The following is a 17,763-nucleotide window of genomic DNA, read 5'->3' as shown; positions in this document are numbered from 1 at the left end:
AATTAATAATTAAATGGGGTCGCAAAATCAAAAATAAGGGCAATGCTTGTATCACAGTTTAAATGTGCAACAGCTTAAGTCCTTACGCAAAGCTGCAACTGAGAATTGTCCACTGCATTAATTGCTGCCATTCGGGAGATTGAGCTAACAAATCTGCATCCAATTCATTGCCAGCCTCCTGCGAAAATTCGGCGAAACATTCCACCCAATTAATTACTGTTTCCACAGGCAAATAAGGCGTATAATTCCATGAACGCTGCAAAAATTCTACCATCTCAACAGAATGACCGGTGCGGTGCAAATACCAAGCAATCCAAACTAAGGTACTGTACTTGATTTGCTTTTCCAACAAACGTATTTTCTCCGGCAATTCGGGGCGGGAAAAAAAATTGTCCATGACTGCGGCGAGGGATTTAGCCTGGGGTAAACCTTTGTACATGGCGCTTTGTTCGTGCTGGCGGTAGCAAACAGTTACTTGCTGCAGCCACTCTGCTTCGCATCCCATTAAGGCTAAACGCAGCACTAAATCTGTATCTTCCGCCGGCGGAAATCGAGGGTCAAATCCGCCTGCACACTCTAACCAATGCCGGCGAAATACCATCGCGCTGGGTAATACTGGTTTCCACCTGAGCCACATTTCTAAGTCTAATTTAGGGACGTTTTTCCAGGGTTTGACATCTTTTAGTGGTTCGCCTATACTATTAACTAGACGCCAGCCGCTGTGGACTATTCCTAGATTTGGTTTCGCTGCAAATACAGCCATTTGTGCGGCTAATTTGTAGGGAAAAAAGTAGTCGTCAGCATCTAGAAAGGCGATGAATTCTCCTCGCGCTAGCTCGATGCCACGATTTCTGGCGATCGAAACTCCTTGATTTTGTTGGTAAATGTAGCGAATTCGATCGCCATATTTCTCTAAAACTAATCTGGTGTCGTCTCGTGAGCCGTCGTCTACTACAATAATTTCCCAGTCAGCAATTGTTTGGTGCAGCACGCTATCTACTGCTTGGCCGACGTAATCCGCGCAGTTGTAAGCCGGAATTACTACGCTCACCTGCGGGGTGCGATCGCTCATAATTAATATATCTAGTTTGATGGATTATACCATTTTAAATTTTATATTTTAGTAGGGTGCCCCGGAGGCGGACGCACCCAATAAGCGATGCTTTTTGAGTTGAATTTTGGTTCAATAATTTGCCAAGGTAAGCTGTCGTGAATTGAGTAAATCATCTGGGCGAATTGCTAAAGGGTAGCGATCGCCTTTTACCTTCAAATACTTGTCAGCTATTTGCAAAACCTGTTCGGGATTGGCTGGCTTCCTCAAAAAATCGGAAGCACCTGTCAATTTCGCTCGCGTGCGGTCAATTATACTGTCTTGACCAGTCAAAAACACGATCGGAGTTTCCCGAAAAGCCGGTGTCTTCCGCAAAAAATTGCACAAAGCAAAGCCGCTTGTCTTGGGCATTACCACGTCCATAAAAATTAAAGCAGGCTTGTGTTTGGCGAGGATGCCCACTCCCTGCATCGGGTCTTGAATTTTTAGGACTCGATACCCCTCCGGCAATAAAATTTGCTCTAAAAATTCGCATACTGTCGGACTGTCATCGATACACGCAATCAAAGGGCGACCCGGCCCAGACATTGCCGCGGCAAGGCGCCACTGTTCTATAGGTGACGGCAAGTCTGGTACTGTTCGGAAATTTACTAAACCTTGCTTCATGTAATTAACTAAAGCGCGAGTTGCCACTGTCACGCACTGCTTTTTCTTAAATGCAATATCCCAAAGAGTATTCTCGCCGTTAAATACGTTAGCCAAAGCGATCAAAGAATTAGAACTAAATCGATTTTCCTCCAACTGGGCCGACGCTTTTAAAAGCGGTGCTTGTTCTGGATCTACCAGCCACAGACCCATTTCTTTCCACTTCTGCCAAATTTGTTGTGTAGAGCACATAATCTTCTCTACTTCCGTCAAAGACAGCAGTAAAGAAGAGGTAAGTGTAGAAAAATATTTCTGGGACGGACGCCACTCTCGGCGCAAACCCGATTGACCGATCAGAGCAAATAACACTTCGGAAAGGCTGGTGCGGACGATCGCCTTTGCTTGTTCCAGACTCATTTCGCTGGCTGCTAGCCCTCGCTGAAGCAGTTGATATTCCCAGAGTTCTCCAGCATCGAGGTCTCTGAGATCCACTTGAAAGTTTCGACAGTGTTGCCCGATCGCCCTATACCAGCGCCTCGATCTGTGCGATCCTCCCGTGGCATACACCAAACAACCCTGAAAAAAGTAAAGTTGCCATTGTTGCTCCCCTTGCTCTAACAGCAGTTTCCCCGTTGCTTGTTTCTGGCTGAGTACAGCCAGAGTATGGGACAACATTTTGTATCCGATTGCGGTAGCAGACATATCAACTCGCATCCCCTGTACTCTGTTTGTACCATTATATAGCTGCTGAGTTTTGAAAGATAACAGTAATATTACTGAAGTTGGGTTAAAAAACACCACTCATTGTGAGAATTTGACCCCATCAGGGAGTGATTCCCCTCGGTAGTTTTAGCCATGAGGATGCCAGGCATATTTGCACTATTAACTAATCACTAAAATCCGGCTTTTAACTAATAACTAATTGCCCTCGCTATCTTTGGGAGGTACTGGATCGTAACCCCCTACATGAAAAGGATGACAGCGCAAAATTCGCTTAACGGCCATTGAGCTGCCGCGGGTCGGCCCAAATCTTTCTATTGCTTCGATCGCGTATTGCGAACAACTTGGTTGAAATCTACAGGCGTTAGGCAGGTAAGGAGAAATCCCCATTTTGTAGCCTCGAATTAATCCGATTAGCAATATTTTCACAATTTTTACCTCAGCGATTCGATTAGATTAATAACAAAATCTCGTCCCGTACCGCTGTAAACTAGGTGAATCGAGAGCATTCCCAGCGGTTATATTTTCGTCAACTTTTCCCGTACCAATTATACCTATTTTACTTTTTATTTTAGAGAGCTAAAGCACAATTTGAGGAGATAATATGGTACTTGTCTCTGAGTTCGCTACTTGACCGATACCTAAAAATTTACCGTCTCGATCGTAAACCTGCAAGGGATAGGGAGGTTGGGGTATTGGGTTGTGGCTACTTTCCTCCTCTTCCCCGATCGGCGTTTCGGGAATCGGGAGGCGTTGTCCTTGAAACCAGCGTTTGGTATATTCAGGGGAAAGGACGATCGCGCCTAAATGTCCCAAAACCGCCGATGGCAAAATCGGGCAGAATTTATCCTCCTGCAATTGCAGTTCTAATTCCTCAAAACTGAGACTTTCCTCAATCGAGAAACCGCTACTTTCGGTGCGAGTCAAACAAGCCAAAGTAGCGCCTGTATTCAACACCGCACCCAAATCCCGCGCTATCGCCCGAATGTAAGTACCCGCCCCGCAGGCGATCGACAAATCCAATTCAGGAAAATCCCCCGGCCGCCAATCCAAGATTTCCAGCCGAAAAACCTCAACATTTCTAGCAGCCACTTCTACAGTTTCGCCTTTTCTAGCTAACTCATAAAGGCGTTTTCCTCCCACCTGAACCGCACTAAAACTCGGCGGAAATTGCTCGATTTTTCCTAGAAAATTTGGCAGTGCAGCTTGCACTTTTTCCAAACTCAACTCCGGCACCGGTCGAGAATGGATAATTTCTCCTTCTAAATCGTCAGTAGCAGTAGTTAAGCCAAACCGAATTGTACCTCGATAAGCTTTATTGTGTTGGAGATATTGCAGCAGTCTGGTTGCTTTGCCCAGGGCGATCGGTAAAACGCCAGTCACAGCAGGATCGAGGGTTCCTCCGTGTCCGACTCGCTTGAGTTTCAATAGCCGGCGCACTCGCCCCACGCAGTCGTGAGATGTCATGCCCGCAGGTTTGTTGAGATTGAGAAAACCGTCAGTAGTCATTAGGAAGTGCGGCAACGGATTTTGTAACAGATGTAACGGATGTCAGGAAGAGGGAAGAAGGAAGCAGGAAAAAGGAAGATGAAAAATTTTGAGACTGCTTTCCTTCGCATCGCGAAAGCTAACGTTATTCGTAACGGGAAAGCGGTTTTGAGTTAAAAAGTTCAACATTGAAAACTTAAAACTACAAAGTACCCACCAACCCAATTATCAATTCCCAATTACCCATTAAAAAATAAAGTCCGCCTGACTGATAGAAGTGCGGGCAACTCCGAATAAAGTACCCAGAGTTTCTTTACTGCTTGTAAGCTGAATAATTGTACTCGGCGAAGTTCCGGCCCCAGCCGAAATGGTGAGTTCAGCAAAAGTAAGGCCGGCAGCCAAGCGAATTTGATCAATACCATCAGTAAAATCTGTAATCACATCCCCGTCTGCCAAACGCCCGATCGCAAAAGTATCGTTTCCGGCGCCACCAGTTAAAGTATCTCGCCCGCGATCGCCCGATAAACAGTCATCGCCGATGCCACCCAACAGCGAGTCATCGCCGGCACCCCCAAACAACGTGTCATTCCCCGCGCCGCCCAACAAAGTATCGCTGTCTTGGTTGCCAAACAGCAAATCATTGCCGTCCTCACCGCTTACCGAGTCAGAACCTTTGCCACCGTAGAAAGTATCGTCGCCCACGCCGCCCAAAACGCTGTCGCGGCCGGCACCGCCGAACAGTATGTCATTGCCAGTGTCGCCCAGCATTGAGTCATCGCCGTCGCCGCCGTAGAGAGAATCGTTTCCCGCTAAGCCGAAAATGCTGTCAGGGCCTCCCAAACCGAATATCAAGTCAGCGCCCCCACTACCGCTGAGGGAGTCGGGGCCGCTGGTGCCCCTCCTGCCGCCAGATGCCCCTCCGGGACTGGTACCCGCGCTGGTGGGGGTTGGGCTTGTGATTACGATCTTAGCTGGCACTGCTGATGGCATGATTTTGAAAATGGGTAGAAATTTGCAATTCTAACTTAGCTTAAAAGCGGAGGTTATAAGCTCGCCAACCGCCCAGATGAGAAATATCGATCGCACCCGCCACAGCATAAGGTTCGCACAAAAAGCCCTGCACCGTCGAGCCGTCCTCCAACACCAGCGTACCAATTCCCAAGGGCGAGGGAATTTTAGCGACAAATCCGCCGAAAGCGGAGATCGACAACTCCCAAACTTCCACCTCGATCGCGCTACCGCCCTCTATCTGACGCACCAATCCCGGCTTGCCCAGAGCAGTACCCGTCAAAGCGTATAGCTTGTAAATCGGGCTGGTACGGCAGGCGCGAACTAAAATACCTCCCCCCTCGATTAGTTGATAATTCAGCGGTTCACCGCTCAAATGAGCCCCAACTACGGCTATTTTGACTCGTTCTTCTGAGGCAGATTTGGCTGCGATGGTGGATTCCGGGAGGGTTGGCAGCGCCAGACCGGTTGCGCCCAAAGTTCCCCCCAAGCGATCGTGGAAAGCACCTCCCAGGCGGCAGAGCGATAAATCGTGCCACGCAGGAGCCATCAGTGTCAATCCTGCGGGCAATCCGTTGCTTTGAAACCCGCTGGGAAATGCGATCGCGCACAAATCGAGCAAATTCGCAAAGTTGGTGTAGCGCCCGAGATTAGTGTTGATCGCGATCGGCTCGGCTGCAACTTCTGCGACAGTATAAATCGTACCAGTGGTGGGAACAGCCAACACATCCATTGACTGCCACTGAATGTCTGCCTGCTGGCGAAGTTCAGCTAACTGGTATGACGCGCGGTAGGCAGAGACGGCATCGTAGCGTTTGCCGCCGCTGATAATTTCGTACACGATCGGATCGATCGCATCTGGGTGCGCGTCGAGGAAATCGCCGATCGCAGCCAACCTTTCTGCTACCCAAGGCCCGCCGTAGAGCAATTCGGCAGCATCCGCAAAGGGTTTGAAGTCAATAGGTGCGATCGTGCAGCCCAAAGATTGCAAGCGCGCGATCGCCTCCCGGTAGCGCTGTTCGGCTTCTGCATTCCCGAAAAATTCGAGTTCGCCGTCTCCGGGAACTCCCACCCGCAAGCGGGATAAATCCGGCAAAACTTTGGTTTCAGGGCGACGAGAAAACGCATCCTCAGCGTCAAAACCGCTGGCTACTTGCAGCACGGAGGCCGCATCCGCACAGGTGAGAGCGAACACAGAAACGCAATCGAGCGATCGCACCGCCGGCAGCAGGCCGCGGGTGCTGAGCGAGCCGCAACTTGGCTTCAGCCCGACAATGTTGGTAAAAGCAGCGGGAACCCGCCCGGAGCCTGCGGTATCGGTACCCAGAGCAAAACTCACCAATCCGGCGGAGACTGCTGCTGCGGAACCGGAACTCGATCCGCCCGGAATGTAGCACCGATCGAACGGATTGTGACAAACTCCATAAGGCGTGCGGGTTCCCACTAATCCTGTGGCAAACTGATCCATGTTTGTTTTGCCGATCGCGATCGCACCTGCCGCGCACAGGCGCTCTACGACTGCGGACGATCGCGCTGGAGTGCGAGCAAACGCAGGACATCCTGCCGTAGTCGGAACGCCCGCCCAATCGAGATTATCTTTGATCGCAAAAGGTATCCCGTACAGCGGCAATTGTTGCGGGTCTAGGTTTTCCAAAGCTTTGGCGCGTTCGAGGGTTTCCGCCTGCGGTGCTAAATAAATCCATACTGCCGGATCTGCATAGCGTTCGATCCGATCGTACACGCTGGCGATCGCATCTGCAGGCGCGATCGAGCCGGTGCGGTAGCGATCGAGCAGCGAATGAATGTCGAGACTGTGACTGTAGTTAACTTTTTCCATAATGCACCGTCAGTCGATTTTAGATTTTAGATTTTAGATTTTAGATTTTAGATTGAAGAGTTGACTTCACAGGCTGTGTTTGGCGATGTTATTACTCACCGAAGAGTACCATTCTCGCTTAACAGGCAAGATGCCTGTTCCACAAAGAGTGTATTTCTTTCTTCTTGTGGGGTGGGCATCCTGCCCGCCCATAAAAGGCTTATTGAGAATGGTGGAACATCTCAGTTATTACAAATAGGATGTTAGTTTACCGCATTGTCGATCGTCCTCGCATCTAGTCGAGGGAGCAAAGTATTTCTCAAGAAATATTCAACCATGACCTTGCGGGTTTCGTCTTTATGTGCAGGTAAACTTCGCGATTTCCAATCACCCCGTCTCATCGCCCAGTTTAATATTCCCAAAATTTTAATTTGACAAATTCAAGAAAAACAGTTTTTTGTAACATTTTACACATTTTCGCATCAAGTTTGCTGTTACGGTTTGAAACAGAGCAATCTAGTATGATTGCACGCTACAGTATGCTTACCTTACAAAAAGCTAAGTGCATTGCTGTTACCAAAAGTCTCGAATAACTCCTTGGGTTGCAAACAGGACTTATACAGACAAAAAACGAAAAATTTAACCGCTTCTAGGGTTCCGATTTGAATCAGTTTCTAAGTCAGCTTAGACAGTTCAAGTGCTGGTCCGAGAGAAGCAGACTGGTCATCCCAATATTTTATTAATTTGAGGGAAACACTAGCCAGTTACACGGCGGGATAAAAGCCCGGGAGAAACGCGATCGGTCATCAAGACTCGGTTCGTTAGCTCTCGGGCTTTATCCTTGTATATCAAGGGGGTTTGCGGCAGCTAAGGAAGCCAAAGAAGGTGCAAAAGCTCGATCGACATATTCACCTCTAACCAGCAACCATAATATGCTATGAATATCCGATATTGCTCCCCAAAAATAACGCGATCGCCCTTATCCTACTGCGCCCTATTTTTCATCACTTTGTTTTTCGCTGTCGGCTGCGTCAACCCGGCAATTTATATCAAAACCACGACAGAAAGCGAAGCAGCTTCTTCAGTAAGTGCTGATGCAGTTAGCCTCGGATTCAGCGCGTGGCCCGGCTGGTTTCCTTGGCAAATTGCCAAAGAACAAAAGATATTTGAAGCCAACAATGTTGCTGTAGACTTAAAATGGTTTGACGGCTACTTAGAATCGATCAGCACCCTCACAGCAGGACAGATAAATGCTAATAGCCAAACCCTGGGCGATACAGTAAACTCCATATCGGGCGGCGCCGACCAAGTAATTGTTTTAGTCAACGACAACTCGACTGGAAATGACAAAGTGATTGTCGCCGAAGGCATCAATTCCGTTGCCGATTTAAAAGGCAAAAAAGTTGCAGCAGAGGAAGGTACAGTCGATCACTTTTTATTGCTGTTAGGGCTGAGAAAAGCAGGTTTATCAGTGCGGGACATTCAATTTGTACCGCTGGAAACTGGCAAAGCTGCGGCAGCTTTCGTAGGAGGGCAAGTCGATGCGGTGGCAGTATTTGCGCCGTTTACCACGCAAGCATTAAAACGATCGAACAGCAAGGAACTGTTTAGTTCAAAAGATTTTCCGGGGGCGATTTCCGACCATTTGGTATTCACGCGAAAGTTTATCGGCGAACACCCCGATCGAGTGCAAGCCCTGGTCAATTCCTGGTTTGCCACCTTGGAATATATGAAATCAAATAAAGAGAAATCTTACGAAATTCTAGCCAACCGCGCCGGAGTCAGCGTCGAGGAATACAAAGAATATGAAAACGGCACTAAGATATTTACGATCGAGGAAAACTTGAAAGCCTTTCAACCGGGAAGTGACATGACATCATTGCAGTTTGCGGCCGCAGAAATGACCAAATTTCTCGTAGATGTAAATTTAGCAAAAACCCAACCAGATATTAGCACATTATTTGACGATCGCTTTATAAAAGCTTATGCCGAAGGTAGAAGCTAGAAGGCAGAATTTAGGATTTTGCAGACACAAGAAAATTTCAAAAATATTCCTTTTTTTAAATCCCCAAAACCTACTAAAATTACTCGCTAAACCGTTCTGCAATTAAATCATGCCACCAAATCCCGAACCCCGATCGATCCAATCCCACCTCAAGCAAAAAAACCTAAATCCCACCGTTTTCTGGCGGATTGCGGAAGAGATACCACAACCCCTCAATATTGGGTTAACGGTAACATCGATCGCACTGCCGCTGCTGCTGTGGTGGCTAGTAACAACCTTCGCCAACGTAGACCCCAAATTTTTGCCTTCCCCCGGCAAAGTTTTAGAGGCATTTGGTCGGCTTTGGAACACTCGCGAACTTTTAAAAGACACAGTAGCGAGTTTGTGGCGGGTGGGAGTGGGCTTTTTGTTCGCCTTGGTTTTTTCCATACCAATTGGCGTGCTGATGGGCAGTTTTCCCAGTATTCGCGCCTTGCTGGAACCCATGTTCGGCTTGATGCGATATATGCCCGCACCAGCCTTCATTCCCCTGCTAATTCTCTACTTGGGAATCGGCGAAGAACCCAAAATAACGCTGATATTTATTGGCGTCTTTTTCTTCAATTCGCTGATGGTGATGGATACAGTCAAGTTTGTTCCAAAAGACTTGATCGAATCTACTTATATGTTGGGCGGGAATCGCTGGGAAATCCTAACTCAAGTTATTTTTCCCCACGTTTTGCCGGGAATTCTTGATGCTAGCCGCATCAACCTAGCTGCGGCTTGGCAATTGGTAATCGTCTCGGAATTGATTGCTGCAACCGAAGGCTTAGGCCGCCGGATCAGCGTCGCCGGTCGATTTCTCCGAACCGATGAAATTTTTGTGGGGCTGATTGTCATTGGGGCGATCGGACTGACTTTTGACTTGCTTTTTCAATATCTGCTGCGGGTTTCTTGTAAGTGGTCAAGTCAGAAACAGTAAGCAGATGTTATACAAATCCGTGTTAAAAACTCTTATCGTACTCGGCGGTTGAAACCGCTTCTACACAAACGAAGTCCGCCTTCGCGGACTAAAGAGTTACTAACGAGGATTTGGTGTTAGAAGGCAGAAGGAAATCACTTTTTTACTTACAATACAGAGGATAAACTCATGTTTCTGCAAATCAACAATCTGCACAAAAACTTTGAAACTAAAAAGGGTAAATTAGTTGTCCTCAAGGACATCAATATGAGCATCAAGCAAGGCGAATTTATCTGTGCGGTAGGCGCATCCGGTTCGGGCAAATCTACTCTATTGAGGCAGATTGCGGGATTGGACAAGCCGACAACAGGGGAAGTGAAAATTGACGGCAAAGAAGTTGTTTCGCCTGGGCCGGATCGAGGTATGGTATTTCAGCATTACACTCTTTATCCTTGGATGAACGTGCAGGAAAATGCCGAGTTTGGCCTCAAACTTCAAGGCGTTTCCAAGAAAAAGCGGCGCGAACAAGCGAGCTATTATTTGAGTGTGGTAGGATTGACGCAGTTTGCTTCGTCGCTACCGAAGGAATTGTCCGGCGGGATGAAACAGCGGGTGGCGATCGCCCGCGCCCTCGCTTCTGAACCTAAAGTGTTATTAATGGATGAACCTTTCGGCGCATTGGATATCCACACTAAAGAATCGATGCACGAATTCATGCTCGATTTGTGGCGCCGCACTCAGATTACAATCTTTATGATTACCCACGATGTCGAAGAAGCGGTGTTTCTTTCCAATCGGATTTATGCTTTGGGCGCTCGTCCCGGTACAGTGAGAAAGGAAATGTCGATTAATTTGCCCGATCGCACTCCCAGCATTAAACGCCACGCCAAATTCCACGATTACCGCGACGAACTCATGGATTTGATGCGGAAACACGGACAGGAAGCAGTTGCAATGGCTGCTTAAATAGAAATAGGTTTGTAGTTGCACTTTTTGCACCCGCAGCAACAGTACAACGGCCAACCTAAGTAAGTGGAAACTTAACATCTTGCACCATTGTCAATTACCTATTTAGGAACGGGCAAGATGCCCGTTCCACAATAAAATTGAGTTTTGTGGAACGGGCATCTTGCCCGTTCTTGAGAATGGTGCAAGATATCAGAGGAAATAAATATTACTTTGGGAGAGGGCGGGTTGTCCCGCTACAAAATACTATTGTTTTATTTCGCTGACCTACCCAAATACATCAAGAGGAACTTATGGTGCAACTATCATCGATCGACCCAAACTCACAAATCGATTCAAGCCTCGTATTAATCGAAGAAAACGTACCGGGCGGCGCGTACTGGTCGGGAGTCATCAAGCGGGGAAACACCCTGCGAATCACCGATTTAGAAGGCTCTCGCGGCGTTTCCATGCTGTGTTACAACGCCGACAATGCGATCGAACGTTTCAACGCAGCAGACACCGCCAAGATTCAATTCAACGCCTTTCTCAAACAAGGCATGGTGATCTACACAGACATGGGACGCATCCTATTTTCCATCACCCAAGACACCTCCGGCTGTCACGATTTGCTAGGAGGATGCAGCAACGCCATTAGCAATGCCAAAAAATACGGCGAAGGAGACTGGAAAAACTCCCGCGACAACTTCCTCAAAGCTCTAAGTCGGTGGGGATTGGGCAAAAAAGATATCATGCCCAACCTCAACTTATTTACTCGCATTGCCGTCAAACCAGACGGCACGATGGAGTTTCGCGAAGGCTGCGAAAAACCGGGTAGTTTTATCGATTTGCGAGCTGAAATGAACGTATTGACCATTATCTCTAACTGCCCCCATATCCTGCATCCTGGTTCAAATTACGATCCAAAACCCATCCAAATTCAGATTGTGAAAACCCTCGCACCCGCACCCGACGACTTGTGCCGCACCGCCAACCCGGAAGCCGTGCGCGGCTTCATCAACACCAATGCTTGGTTCGTGCAATAGACTCGATTCCAGCACTCAATCTAGTCCGCACGAATCGGCGGTAAAAAAATCTGCAATTCCATCACAAAAAGTGAACCATGACTGCAACCACTCAACAAATCCTCGATCCAAAAACTGCAATTTATAACGAAGTTTTACCCGCCAGACATCCCTGGTCTCGCGTCATCAAAAAAGGACAGATTCTCCGGATTGTAGATTTAGGCGGAAATCAAGCAGTAGATTTTTTAGTTTACAATGCCGATGACCCTTCCGAACGCTACAGCGCCGCCGATACGATCGTCAATCAAGGCAACATCTTTGTCACTACAAACAGCCAACTCATTTCCAACGAAGGGCGAGCCATGATGACCATAATTGCTGACTCCTGCGGGCGGCACGATACCTCCGGCGGCGCCTGTAGCTGCGAGAGCAATTCGGTGCGGTTTGGGCTAGATAAAAAATACCAGCACGCCTGTGTTGAAAACTTCCTCGCCGCAATTCTTCCCTACGGTTTGGGTAAGCGAGATTTAGTCAGCAATATTAACTTCTTTATGAATGTTCCGGTTAGCGAAGATGGCACTCTAGAAATTGTTGACGGCATCTCCGATCCGGGGAGTACAGTTGATTTGCGCGCCGAAATGAACGCGCTGGTTGCTATTTCTAATTGCCCGCAAATGAACAATCCTTGCAATGCTTACAATCCTACGCCGATTCAGTTGATTGTTTGGGATGCGGTGTAAATGGAGGGTGGGCAGTGCTCACCATTGGTATCAACTTTCCACTCGCTTTACGGAACTCCGAGAACACGCGCTTTACTGAAATCAGGCAGTCTGGCAGGGGTTTAAACCCCTGCCTCATAGCGAAAGTCAGTTAAAACTGACTGAAGAATACCATTTGCAATGATCCCTTTGGGGGCGGGCTAGGGCGTGTTTTATTTGCAACTTTTCCCAATTCCCAATTCCCAATGCCCAATTTCCCATTCCCAATGCCCAATGCCCAATGCCCAATGCCCAATGCCCAATGCCCAATGCCCAATGCCCCATTCCCAATGCCCCATTCCCAATTCCCCCATAATGTTTAACAAAGTTCTAATTGCAAATCGCGGTGAAATTGCCTGCCGAATTATCCGCACCCTCGATCGCCTCGGAATTGCTTCGGTAGCAGTATACTCTGAAGCCGACGCCCACGCCAAGCACGTTTTCGCCGCCAGCGAAGCCGTTTGTATCGGTGCAGCCGCCGCAGCCGAGAGTTATTTGCGGTTCGATCGCATTCTCGAAGTTGCGCGCCAAACTAAAGCTCAAGCTATCCATCCGGGTTACGGCTTTTTGAGCGAAAATGCTGAATTTGCCGAAGCTTGTGCAAGCGAAAATATAGCATTTATCGGCCCGACTCCGAGTCAGTTGCGCTGCTTTGGATTGAAGCACACCGCGCGGGAAATAGCCGCTGCAAATCAAGTGCCGCTAACTCCCGGAAGCGAACTTTTAGCAAGTTTGGAGGATGCCCAAAAAGCGGCTGGGGCGATCGGCTATCCGGTGATGCTCAAAAGTACCGCAGGCGGCGGCGGCATCGGTTTGCAAGCTTGTTTTGGCGATCGAGATTTGGCAGAAGCATTTGAAAAAGTACAGCGTTTGAGTCAAAGTAATTTTAAACAAAGCGGCGTTTTTTTAGAGAAATACATTCAAACAGCCAGACATATTGAAGTCCAAATTTTTGGAGATGGCAAAGGAAATGTCATAGCCTTGGGCGAGCGAGATTGTTCTGTGCAGCGGCGCAATCAAAAAGTAATAGAAGAAACCCCCGCCCCTGCTATTAGCGAGGAACAGCGTCACCAGTTGTACGGTGCAGCCGTGCGGTTGGGAAAAGCGGTAAATTACCAGTCAGCCGGTACTGTTGAATTTGTATTTGATGTCGATGCGAAACAGTTTTATTTTTTGGAAGTCAACACGCGCTTGCAAGTTGAACACGGCGTTACTGAAGCTGTCAACAACATCGACCTCGTTGAGTGGATGGTAAAACAGGCTTCGGGAGATTTGTTCCCCCTAGAAGAGTACCGCTATCGGCCGCAGGGACACTCAATTGAGGTGCGAATTTATGCGGAAGATGCCGGCAAGAATTTTCAGCCGAGTTCCGGGTTGCTGAATCAAGTTACGTTTCCCGAAAACGTCCGCTGCGACAGTTGGATAGAAACCGGCACGGAGGTTACTCCTTTTTACGATCCGCTGCTAGCCAAAGTAATCGTTTGCGGGGATAATCGAACCCAGGCGATCGTAAAACTAAAAGCTGCTTTAGATGCCAGTGAAATAGCGGGAATTGAAACTAATTTAGATTACCTCCGCCAGATTTTGGACGATGCCCGATTCAGCCGGGGCGAACTGAACACGCGCTTTTTAAACTCTTTTGAATACGCACCTTTAACGATCGATGTATTGGATGGGGGAACCTACAGCAGCATTCAAGATTATCCGGGGCGGATTGGCTATTGGGATGTTGGCGTGCCGCCTTCGGGGCCGATGGATCATCTGGCATTTCGATCGGCAAATCGTTTAGTAGGAAATCCCGAATCGACAGCAGGATTGGAATTCACAGCGACAGGTCCAACTCTGCGCTTTAATGCCGATACAGTTATTAGTTTGACTGGTGCAACTATGAAGGGAACGCTAAACGGCGAATCGGTGCCGTTTTGGACGGCAATCCCCGTAAAAGCTGGCAGCATTCTCAAGTTAAAAGGCATTCAAGGCGGCGGCTACCGCACTTATTTAGCGGTAAAGCACGGCTTTAATGTCCCGGATTATTTGGGCAGCAAATCAACTTTTGTACTGGGCAAATTTGGCGGACACGCGGGCCGCACGCTGCGTCCGGGAGATGTGTTGAAACTGCTTCAAACTGCAACTCTGGAAGCGGAAATATCTTTGCCTCCGGAACTAATTCCCACCTACAGCAAGAATTGGGAAATCGGCGTTTTGTACGGGCCTCACGGCGCGCCGGATTTCTTTACTGAGTCAGACATCGAAATGTTTTTCTCTACAGAATGGCAGGTGCATTACAACTCGACGCGGACGGGCATTCGGCTGATCGGCCCGAAGCCCACCTGGGCGCGTCAAGACGGAGGAGAAGCGGGTTTGCACCCGTCTAACATTCACGATAATGCTTATGCGATCGGCACGATCGATTTTACGGGCGATATGCCTGTAATTCTCGGTCTTGACGGCCCGAGTTTGGGAGGTTTTGTCTGTCCTGCTACTATTGTGCAGTCGGAATTGTGGAAAATCGGGCAACTGAAACCGGGGGACAGCATTCGCTTTCACTGTTTGAGTTTTGCTGAAGCTTTGCAGCGGGAATTAGCACAAAATAGGCAAATTGCTACTTTTTGCTTGCCTGTTTTTGGGGAAAATGCGGAGGAATTGCCCGCAGTTCCCGCCTCTCCAATTTTGCACGAAATTCCCGAATCTCCGGGACAGGTTGCTGTTACTTACCGTCAAGCTGGGGATAAATATATTTTAGTCGAATACGGCCCATTGGTGCTGAATTTAAACTTGCGTTTTCGGGCGCACGCATTGATGGAACAGTTGAAAGCAAATCCGTTGCCGGGTGTTATCGAATTAGTGCCGGGAATGCGATCGCTCCAAATTCACTTTGAGGGCCGCGAGATTTCGCAACAGCAGCTAATGCAGGCGCTGATTGCGGCGGAGGCGGAACTTCCGGCGATCGAGGATTTGGAAGTGCCGGCGCGAATTGTGCACTTGCCTTTATCTTGGGAAGATGAATCGACGCTGTTGGCCATTGAAAAATATATGCAGTCTGTGCGATCGGATGCACCTTGGTGTCCCAGCAATATTGAGTTTATTCGCCGCATAAACGGGCTTGACAGCATCGAACAAGTCAGAGAAATTGTATTTAATGCTAGCTATTTAGTGATGGGTTTGGGAGACGTTTATTTAGGCGCGCCCGTCGCAACTCCCCTCGATCCGCGCCACCGTTTGGTTACTACTAAATACAATCCCGCCCGCACTTGGACTCCTGAAAATGCAGTTGGTATTGGCGGCGCGTATTTGTGCGTTTACGGGATGGAAGGGCCCGGAGGTTATCAATTTGTCGGCCGCACGGTGCAAATGTGGAATCGGTTCAAACAAACGGCGGATTTCCAGTCTGGTAAACCTTGGCTTTTGCGCTTTTTTGACCAAATCCGATTTTATCCGGTTTCTCATGAGGAATTGCACCGCTGTCGGGAAGCATTTATCGAAGGGAAGTTTAAATTAAAGGTTGAGGAAATCACTTTTAATTTGAGAGAATACAATGAGTTTTTGCATTCTATTGCTAACAGTGCGGCTGAATTTAAAGCGCAGCAGCAGGCCGCATTTAATGCAGAGCGCGATCGCTGGGCCGCTTCCAGGGAATTTGAGGCTGAAGCTGCCGCAGAAGCCTCGGCGGATGTGGGTTCTGAAACAGTGGCGGAGGTTACTTTGCCTACTGGTTGTGAGGCTGTTGTCGCTCACGTTTCAGCGAATGTTTGGCAGGTGCTGGTTAATGTTGGAGATGCGGTTGCAGAGGGCGATCGGCTGTTAATTTTGGAAGCGATGAAAATGGAAATTGCTATTACTGCTGATGTGCCGGGAACTGTAGCCCAATTGTTTTGCGAAAAGGGGCAAACGGTAACTGCTGGGCAAATTCTAGCGGCAGTTCAACCCGATTAAGCAGTCTTGGATGCAGACACTTTATCTGTAGGTGCGCACTGCACGCATTGGTGTCAAATTAAGCCTAAAAACAGCAGATACCTGACGCTGGCGGTAGGACTTGGCAGTACAGGGCCGGAAATGGCAGAATTGAGATGGGGTATCGGCTCAATAAGTAGGGGTAGCAGAGAAAAAAAGTAAGCAGAGAGCACAAAGTGTCATAAAATAGGACACATGACGCAAAAGATTATTTCAGAAGACAAGTGATCCTCCAATATACTGCAAACCATCGACCCCCCAGGGATTGCAGACGAATCCATGCGTCACACAGTAGAGCTCTTACTCAACCTCATAGAGCAATTACAATTAAAAGTCAAAGACTTAGAGTCAGAGAATCAACGGTTGAAAGATGAAAACAACCGATTGAAGGGAGAACAAGGAAAACCAGACATCAAAGCCAAGTCCAAAGGATTCAAAAACCAACACTCCTCAGAAAAAGAACGAAAAACGCCAAAAAAGCATAGCAAACGCAGTAAGAACGCCACGATTAAAATAGATCGAGAAGAAATACTAGAATATCCCACAGACCAACTGCCAGCAGATGCAGAATTTAAAGGATACGAACAAGTAATCATCCAAGATATCAGCTTGGCAACCGACAACATATTATTCCGCAAACAGAAATATTATTCACCCTCAGTCGGAAAAACTTATGTAGCAGAATTACCAATGGGCTACGAAGGAGAATTTGGACCAGGAATCAAAGCCTTAATCATCAGTTTGTACTATGGTGGCAATATGACGCAAGGCAAACTACTGGAGTTTTTAGCAGCTCTAGGTATTTCTCTATCAGCGGGTTATTTATCCAACCTGTTAATCAAAAACCACTCGGGTTTTGAAACCGAGAAAAAAGAAGTTTATGATTCAGGACTAGCAAGTAGCCCTTGGCAACACTTCGACCAAACTGGCGCGCGTGTAGGTGGAGTCAACCATACGACCAATATCATCTGCAACCCTTTATATACAGTCTACTTCACAACAGCTAATAAAGATAGACTGACGGTACTCAAAGGATTACAGCCCGGACGATAACTAAAATTTATTCTGAATCCACTGACATTGTCACTAATTCAGGACTTCAAAATCCCGACTAAATGGCAGAACGCTCTCAAGCTATTACCCCAAGGAACTGTGTTGAGTGAGACACAGTTTAATCATCTACTGAATAATGATCTACCCAAACTGGGTTCTCAACAACGAACCCGGATTAAGGAAGCAGCAGCTATTGTTTTCTACCATCAGCAAACTGATTGCCCAGTCGTACAAACTCTTTGTTGTGATGATGCTCCACAATTCAAGTTAATCACTGCCGCTCGAGCGTTATGTTGGGTACACGAGGGAAGGCATTACAAGAAGTTAAGCCCGGTATTCGCTTGCCATCAAGTAATTT

General features: G+C 47.8%; 13 protein-coding genes and 1 riboswitch. Of the genes, 7 read left to right on the top strand and 6 right to left on the bottom strand.

Translation table 11 applies throughout. The annotated features are described in order from the left end of the window. Positions 1-82: 82 nt before the first annotated feature. The 6 genes from QUA40_RS23155 to atzF all read right to left on the bottom strand — a co-directional run bounded on the left by QUA40_RS23155 (position 83) and on the right by atzF (position 6,749). A complete protein-coding gene (locus QUA40_RS23155) occupies positions 83-1,072 on the bottom strand; it encodes a glycosyltransferase (RefSeq protein ID WP_333130211.1) in 990 nt (329 codons plus the stop codon). A 111-nt stretch (positions 1,073-1,183) separates the two neighbouring features. Continuing rightward, entirely contained in the window at positions 1,184-2,398 is a 1,215-nt protein-coding gene (locus QUA40_RS23150; RefSeq protein WP_333130209.1) for a response regulator, read from the bottom strand. A gap of 216 nt (positions 2,399-2,614) precedes the next feature. Next, positions 2,615-2,845, bottom strand: coding sequence for a membrane protein insertion efficiency factor YidD (gene yidD, locus QUA40_RS23145; RefSeq protein ID WP_333130206.1), 231 nt, complete (start codon positions 2,843-2,845; stop codon positions 2,615-2,617). Positions 2,846-2,995: 150 nt separating this feature from the next. After that, a complete protein-coding gene (truB, locus tag QUA40_RS23140; RefSeq protein WP_333130204.1) occupies positions 2,996-3,925 on the bottom strand; it encodes a tRNA pseudouridine(55) synthase TruB in 930 nt (309 codons plus the stop codon). A 225-nt stretch (positions 3,926-4,150) separates the two neighbouring features. Further along, positions 4,151-4,894 carry a calcium-binding protein gene (locus QUA40_RS23135; protein WP_333130202.1) on the bottom strand — a complete coding sequence of 248 codons (744 nt, stop codon included), beginning with the start codon at positions 4,892-4,894 and terminating at the stop codon, positions 4,151-4,153. 40 nt (positions 4,895-4,934) lie between these two features. Further along, positions 4,935-6,749 (bottom strand): allophanate hydrolase, encoded by a 1,815-nt coding sequence (gene atzF, locus QUA40_RS23130; RefSeq protein ID WP_333130200.1) that lies wholly within the window; start codon positions 6,747-6,749, stop codon positions 4,935-4,937. A 617-nt stretch (positions 6,750-7,366) separates the two neighbouring features. After that, positions 7,367-7,521: riboswitch (guanidine-I (ykkC/yxkD leader) on the top strand. A gap of 144 nt (positions 7,522-7,665) precedes the next feature. On the opposite strand from atzF, the gene QUA40_RS23125 reads away from it, so the two are divergent. The 7 genes from QUA40_RS23125 (at position 7,666) to QUA40_RS23095 (ending at position 17,405) form a co-directional block, all read left to right on the top strand. Further along, complete coding sequence (locus QUA40_RS23125; protein WP_333130198.1) at positions 7,666-8,733, top strand: ABC transporter substrate-binding protein; 1,068 nt, start codon at positions 7,666-7,668, stop codon at positions 8,731-8,733. Positions 8,734-8,842: 109 nt separating this feature from the next. After that, positions 8,843-9,694, top strand: a complete 852-nt coding sequence (locus tag QUA40_RS23120) for an ABC transporter permease (RefSeq protein ID WP_333130195.1) — start codon at positions 8,843-8,845, stop codon at positions 9,692-9,694. Positions 9,695-9,862: 168 nt separating this feature from the next. Then, complete coding sequence (locus QUA40_RS23115) at positions 9,863-10,639, top strand: ABC transporter ATP-binding protein (protein ID WP_333130193.1); 777 nt, start codon at positions 9,863-9,865, stop codon at positions 10,637-10,639. A gap of 293 nt (positions 10,640-10,932) precedes the next feature. Then, positions 10,933-11,664: an urea amidolyase associated protein UAAP1 gene (locus QUA40_RS23110; RefSeq protein WP_333130191.1), complete on the top strand. Its 732-nt coding sequence runs from the start codon at positions 10,933-10,935 to the stop codon at positions 11,662-11,664. Between the two features lie 77 nt (positions 11,665-11,741). Then, positions 11,742-12,383, top strand: coding sequence for an urea amidolyase associated protein UAAP2 (locus QUA40_RS23105; protein WP_333130189.1), 642 nt, complete (start codon positions 11,742-11,744; stop codon positions 12,381-12,383). Positions 12,384-12,716: 333 nt separating this feature from the next. Beyond that, positions 12,717-16,334, top strand: coding sequence for an urea carboxylase (gene uca / locus QUA40_RS23100; RefSeq protein WP_333130187.1), 3,618 nt, complete (start codon positions 12,717-12,719; stop codon positions 16,332-16,334). Positions 16,335-16,631: 297 nt separating this feature from the next. Then, a complete protein-coding gene (locus QUA40_RS23095) occupies positions 16,632-17,405 on the top strand; it encodes a hypothetical protein (protein ID WP_333130185.1) in 774 nt (257 codons plus the stop codon). Positions 17,406-17,763 lie beyond the last annotated feature (358 nt).

It is taken from the genome of Microcoleus sp. Pol11C3, assembly GCF_036701485.1.
Classification (GTDB): Bacteria; Cyanobacteriota; Cyanobacteriia; order Cyanobacteriales; family Microcoleaceae; genus Microcoleus.
The sequence above is the reverse complement of the archived record's forward strand: the minus strand, read 5'-3'. Positions and strand labels throughout refer to the sequence as shown.

Excerpts from the sequence above, each read along its gene's own strand:
- QUA40_RS23155 (WP_333130211.1), bottom strand. The coding sequence starts at position 1,072 with ATGAGCGATCGCACCCCGCAGGTGAGCGTAGTAATTCCGGCTTACAAC.
- QUA40_RS23150 (WP_333130209.1), bottom strand. The coding sequence starts at position 2,398 with ATGTCTGCTACCGCAATCGGATACAAAATGTTGTCCCATACTCTGGCT.
- truB (WP_333130204.1), bottom strand. The coding sequence starts at position 3,925 with ATGACTACTGACGGTTTTCTCAATCTCAACAAACCTGCGGGCATGACA.
- QUA40_RS23135 (WP_333130202.1), bottom strand. The coding sequence starts at position 4,894 with ATGCCATCAGCAGTGCCAGCTAAGATCGTAATCACAAGCCCAACCCCC.
- atzF (WP_333130200.1), bottom strand. The coding sequence starts at position 6,749 with ATGGAAAAAGTTAACTACAGTCACAGTCTCGACATTCATTCGCTGCTC.
- QUA40_RS23125 (WP_333130198.1), top strand. The coding sequence starts at position 7,666 with ATGAATATCCGATATTGCTCCCCAAAAATAACGCGATCGCCCTTATCC.
- QUA40_RS23120 (WP_333130195.1), top strand. The coding sequence starts at position 8,843 with ATGCCACCAAATCCCGAACCCCGATCGATCCAATCCCACCTCAAGCAA.
- QUA40_RS23115 (WP_333130193.1), top strand. The coding sequence starts at position 9,863 with ATGTTTCTGCAAATCAACAATCTGCACAAAAACTTTGAAACTAAAAAG.
- QUA40_RS23110 (WP_333130191.1), top strand. The coding sequence starts at position 10,933 with ATGGTGCAACTATCATCGATCGACCCAAACTCACAAATCGATTCAAGC.
- QUA40_RS23105 (WP_333130189.1), top strand. The coding sequence starts at position 11,742 with ATGACTGCAACCACTCAACAAATCCTCGATCCAAAAACTGCAATTTAT.
- uca (WP_333130187.1), top strand. The coding sequence starts at position 12,717 with ATGTTTAACAAAGTTCTAATTGCAAATCGCGGTGAAATTGCCTGCCGA.
- QUA40_RS23095 (WP_333130185.1), top strand. The coding sequence starts at position 16,632 with ATGCGTCACACAGTAGAGCTCTTACTCAACCTCATAGAGCAATTACAA.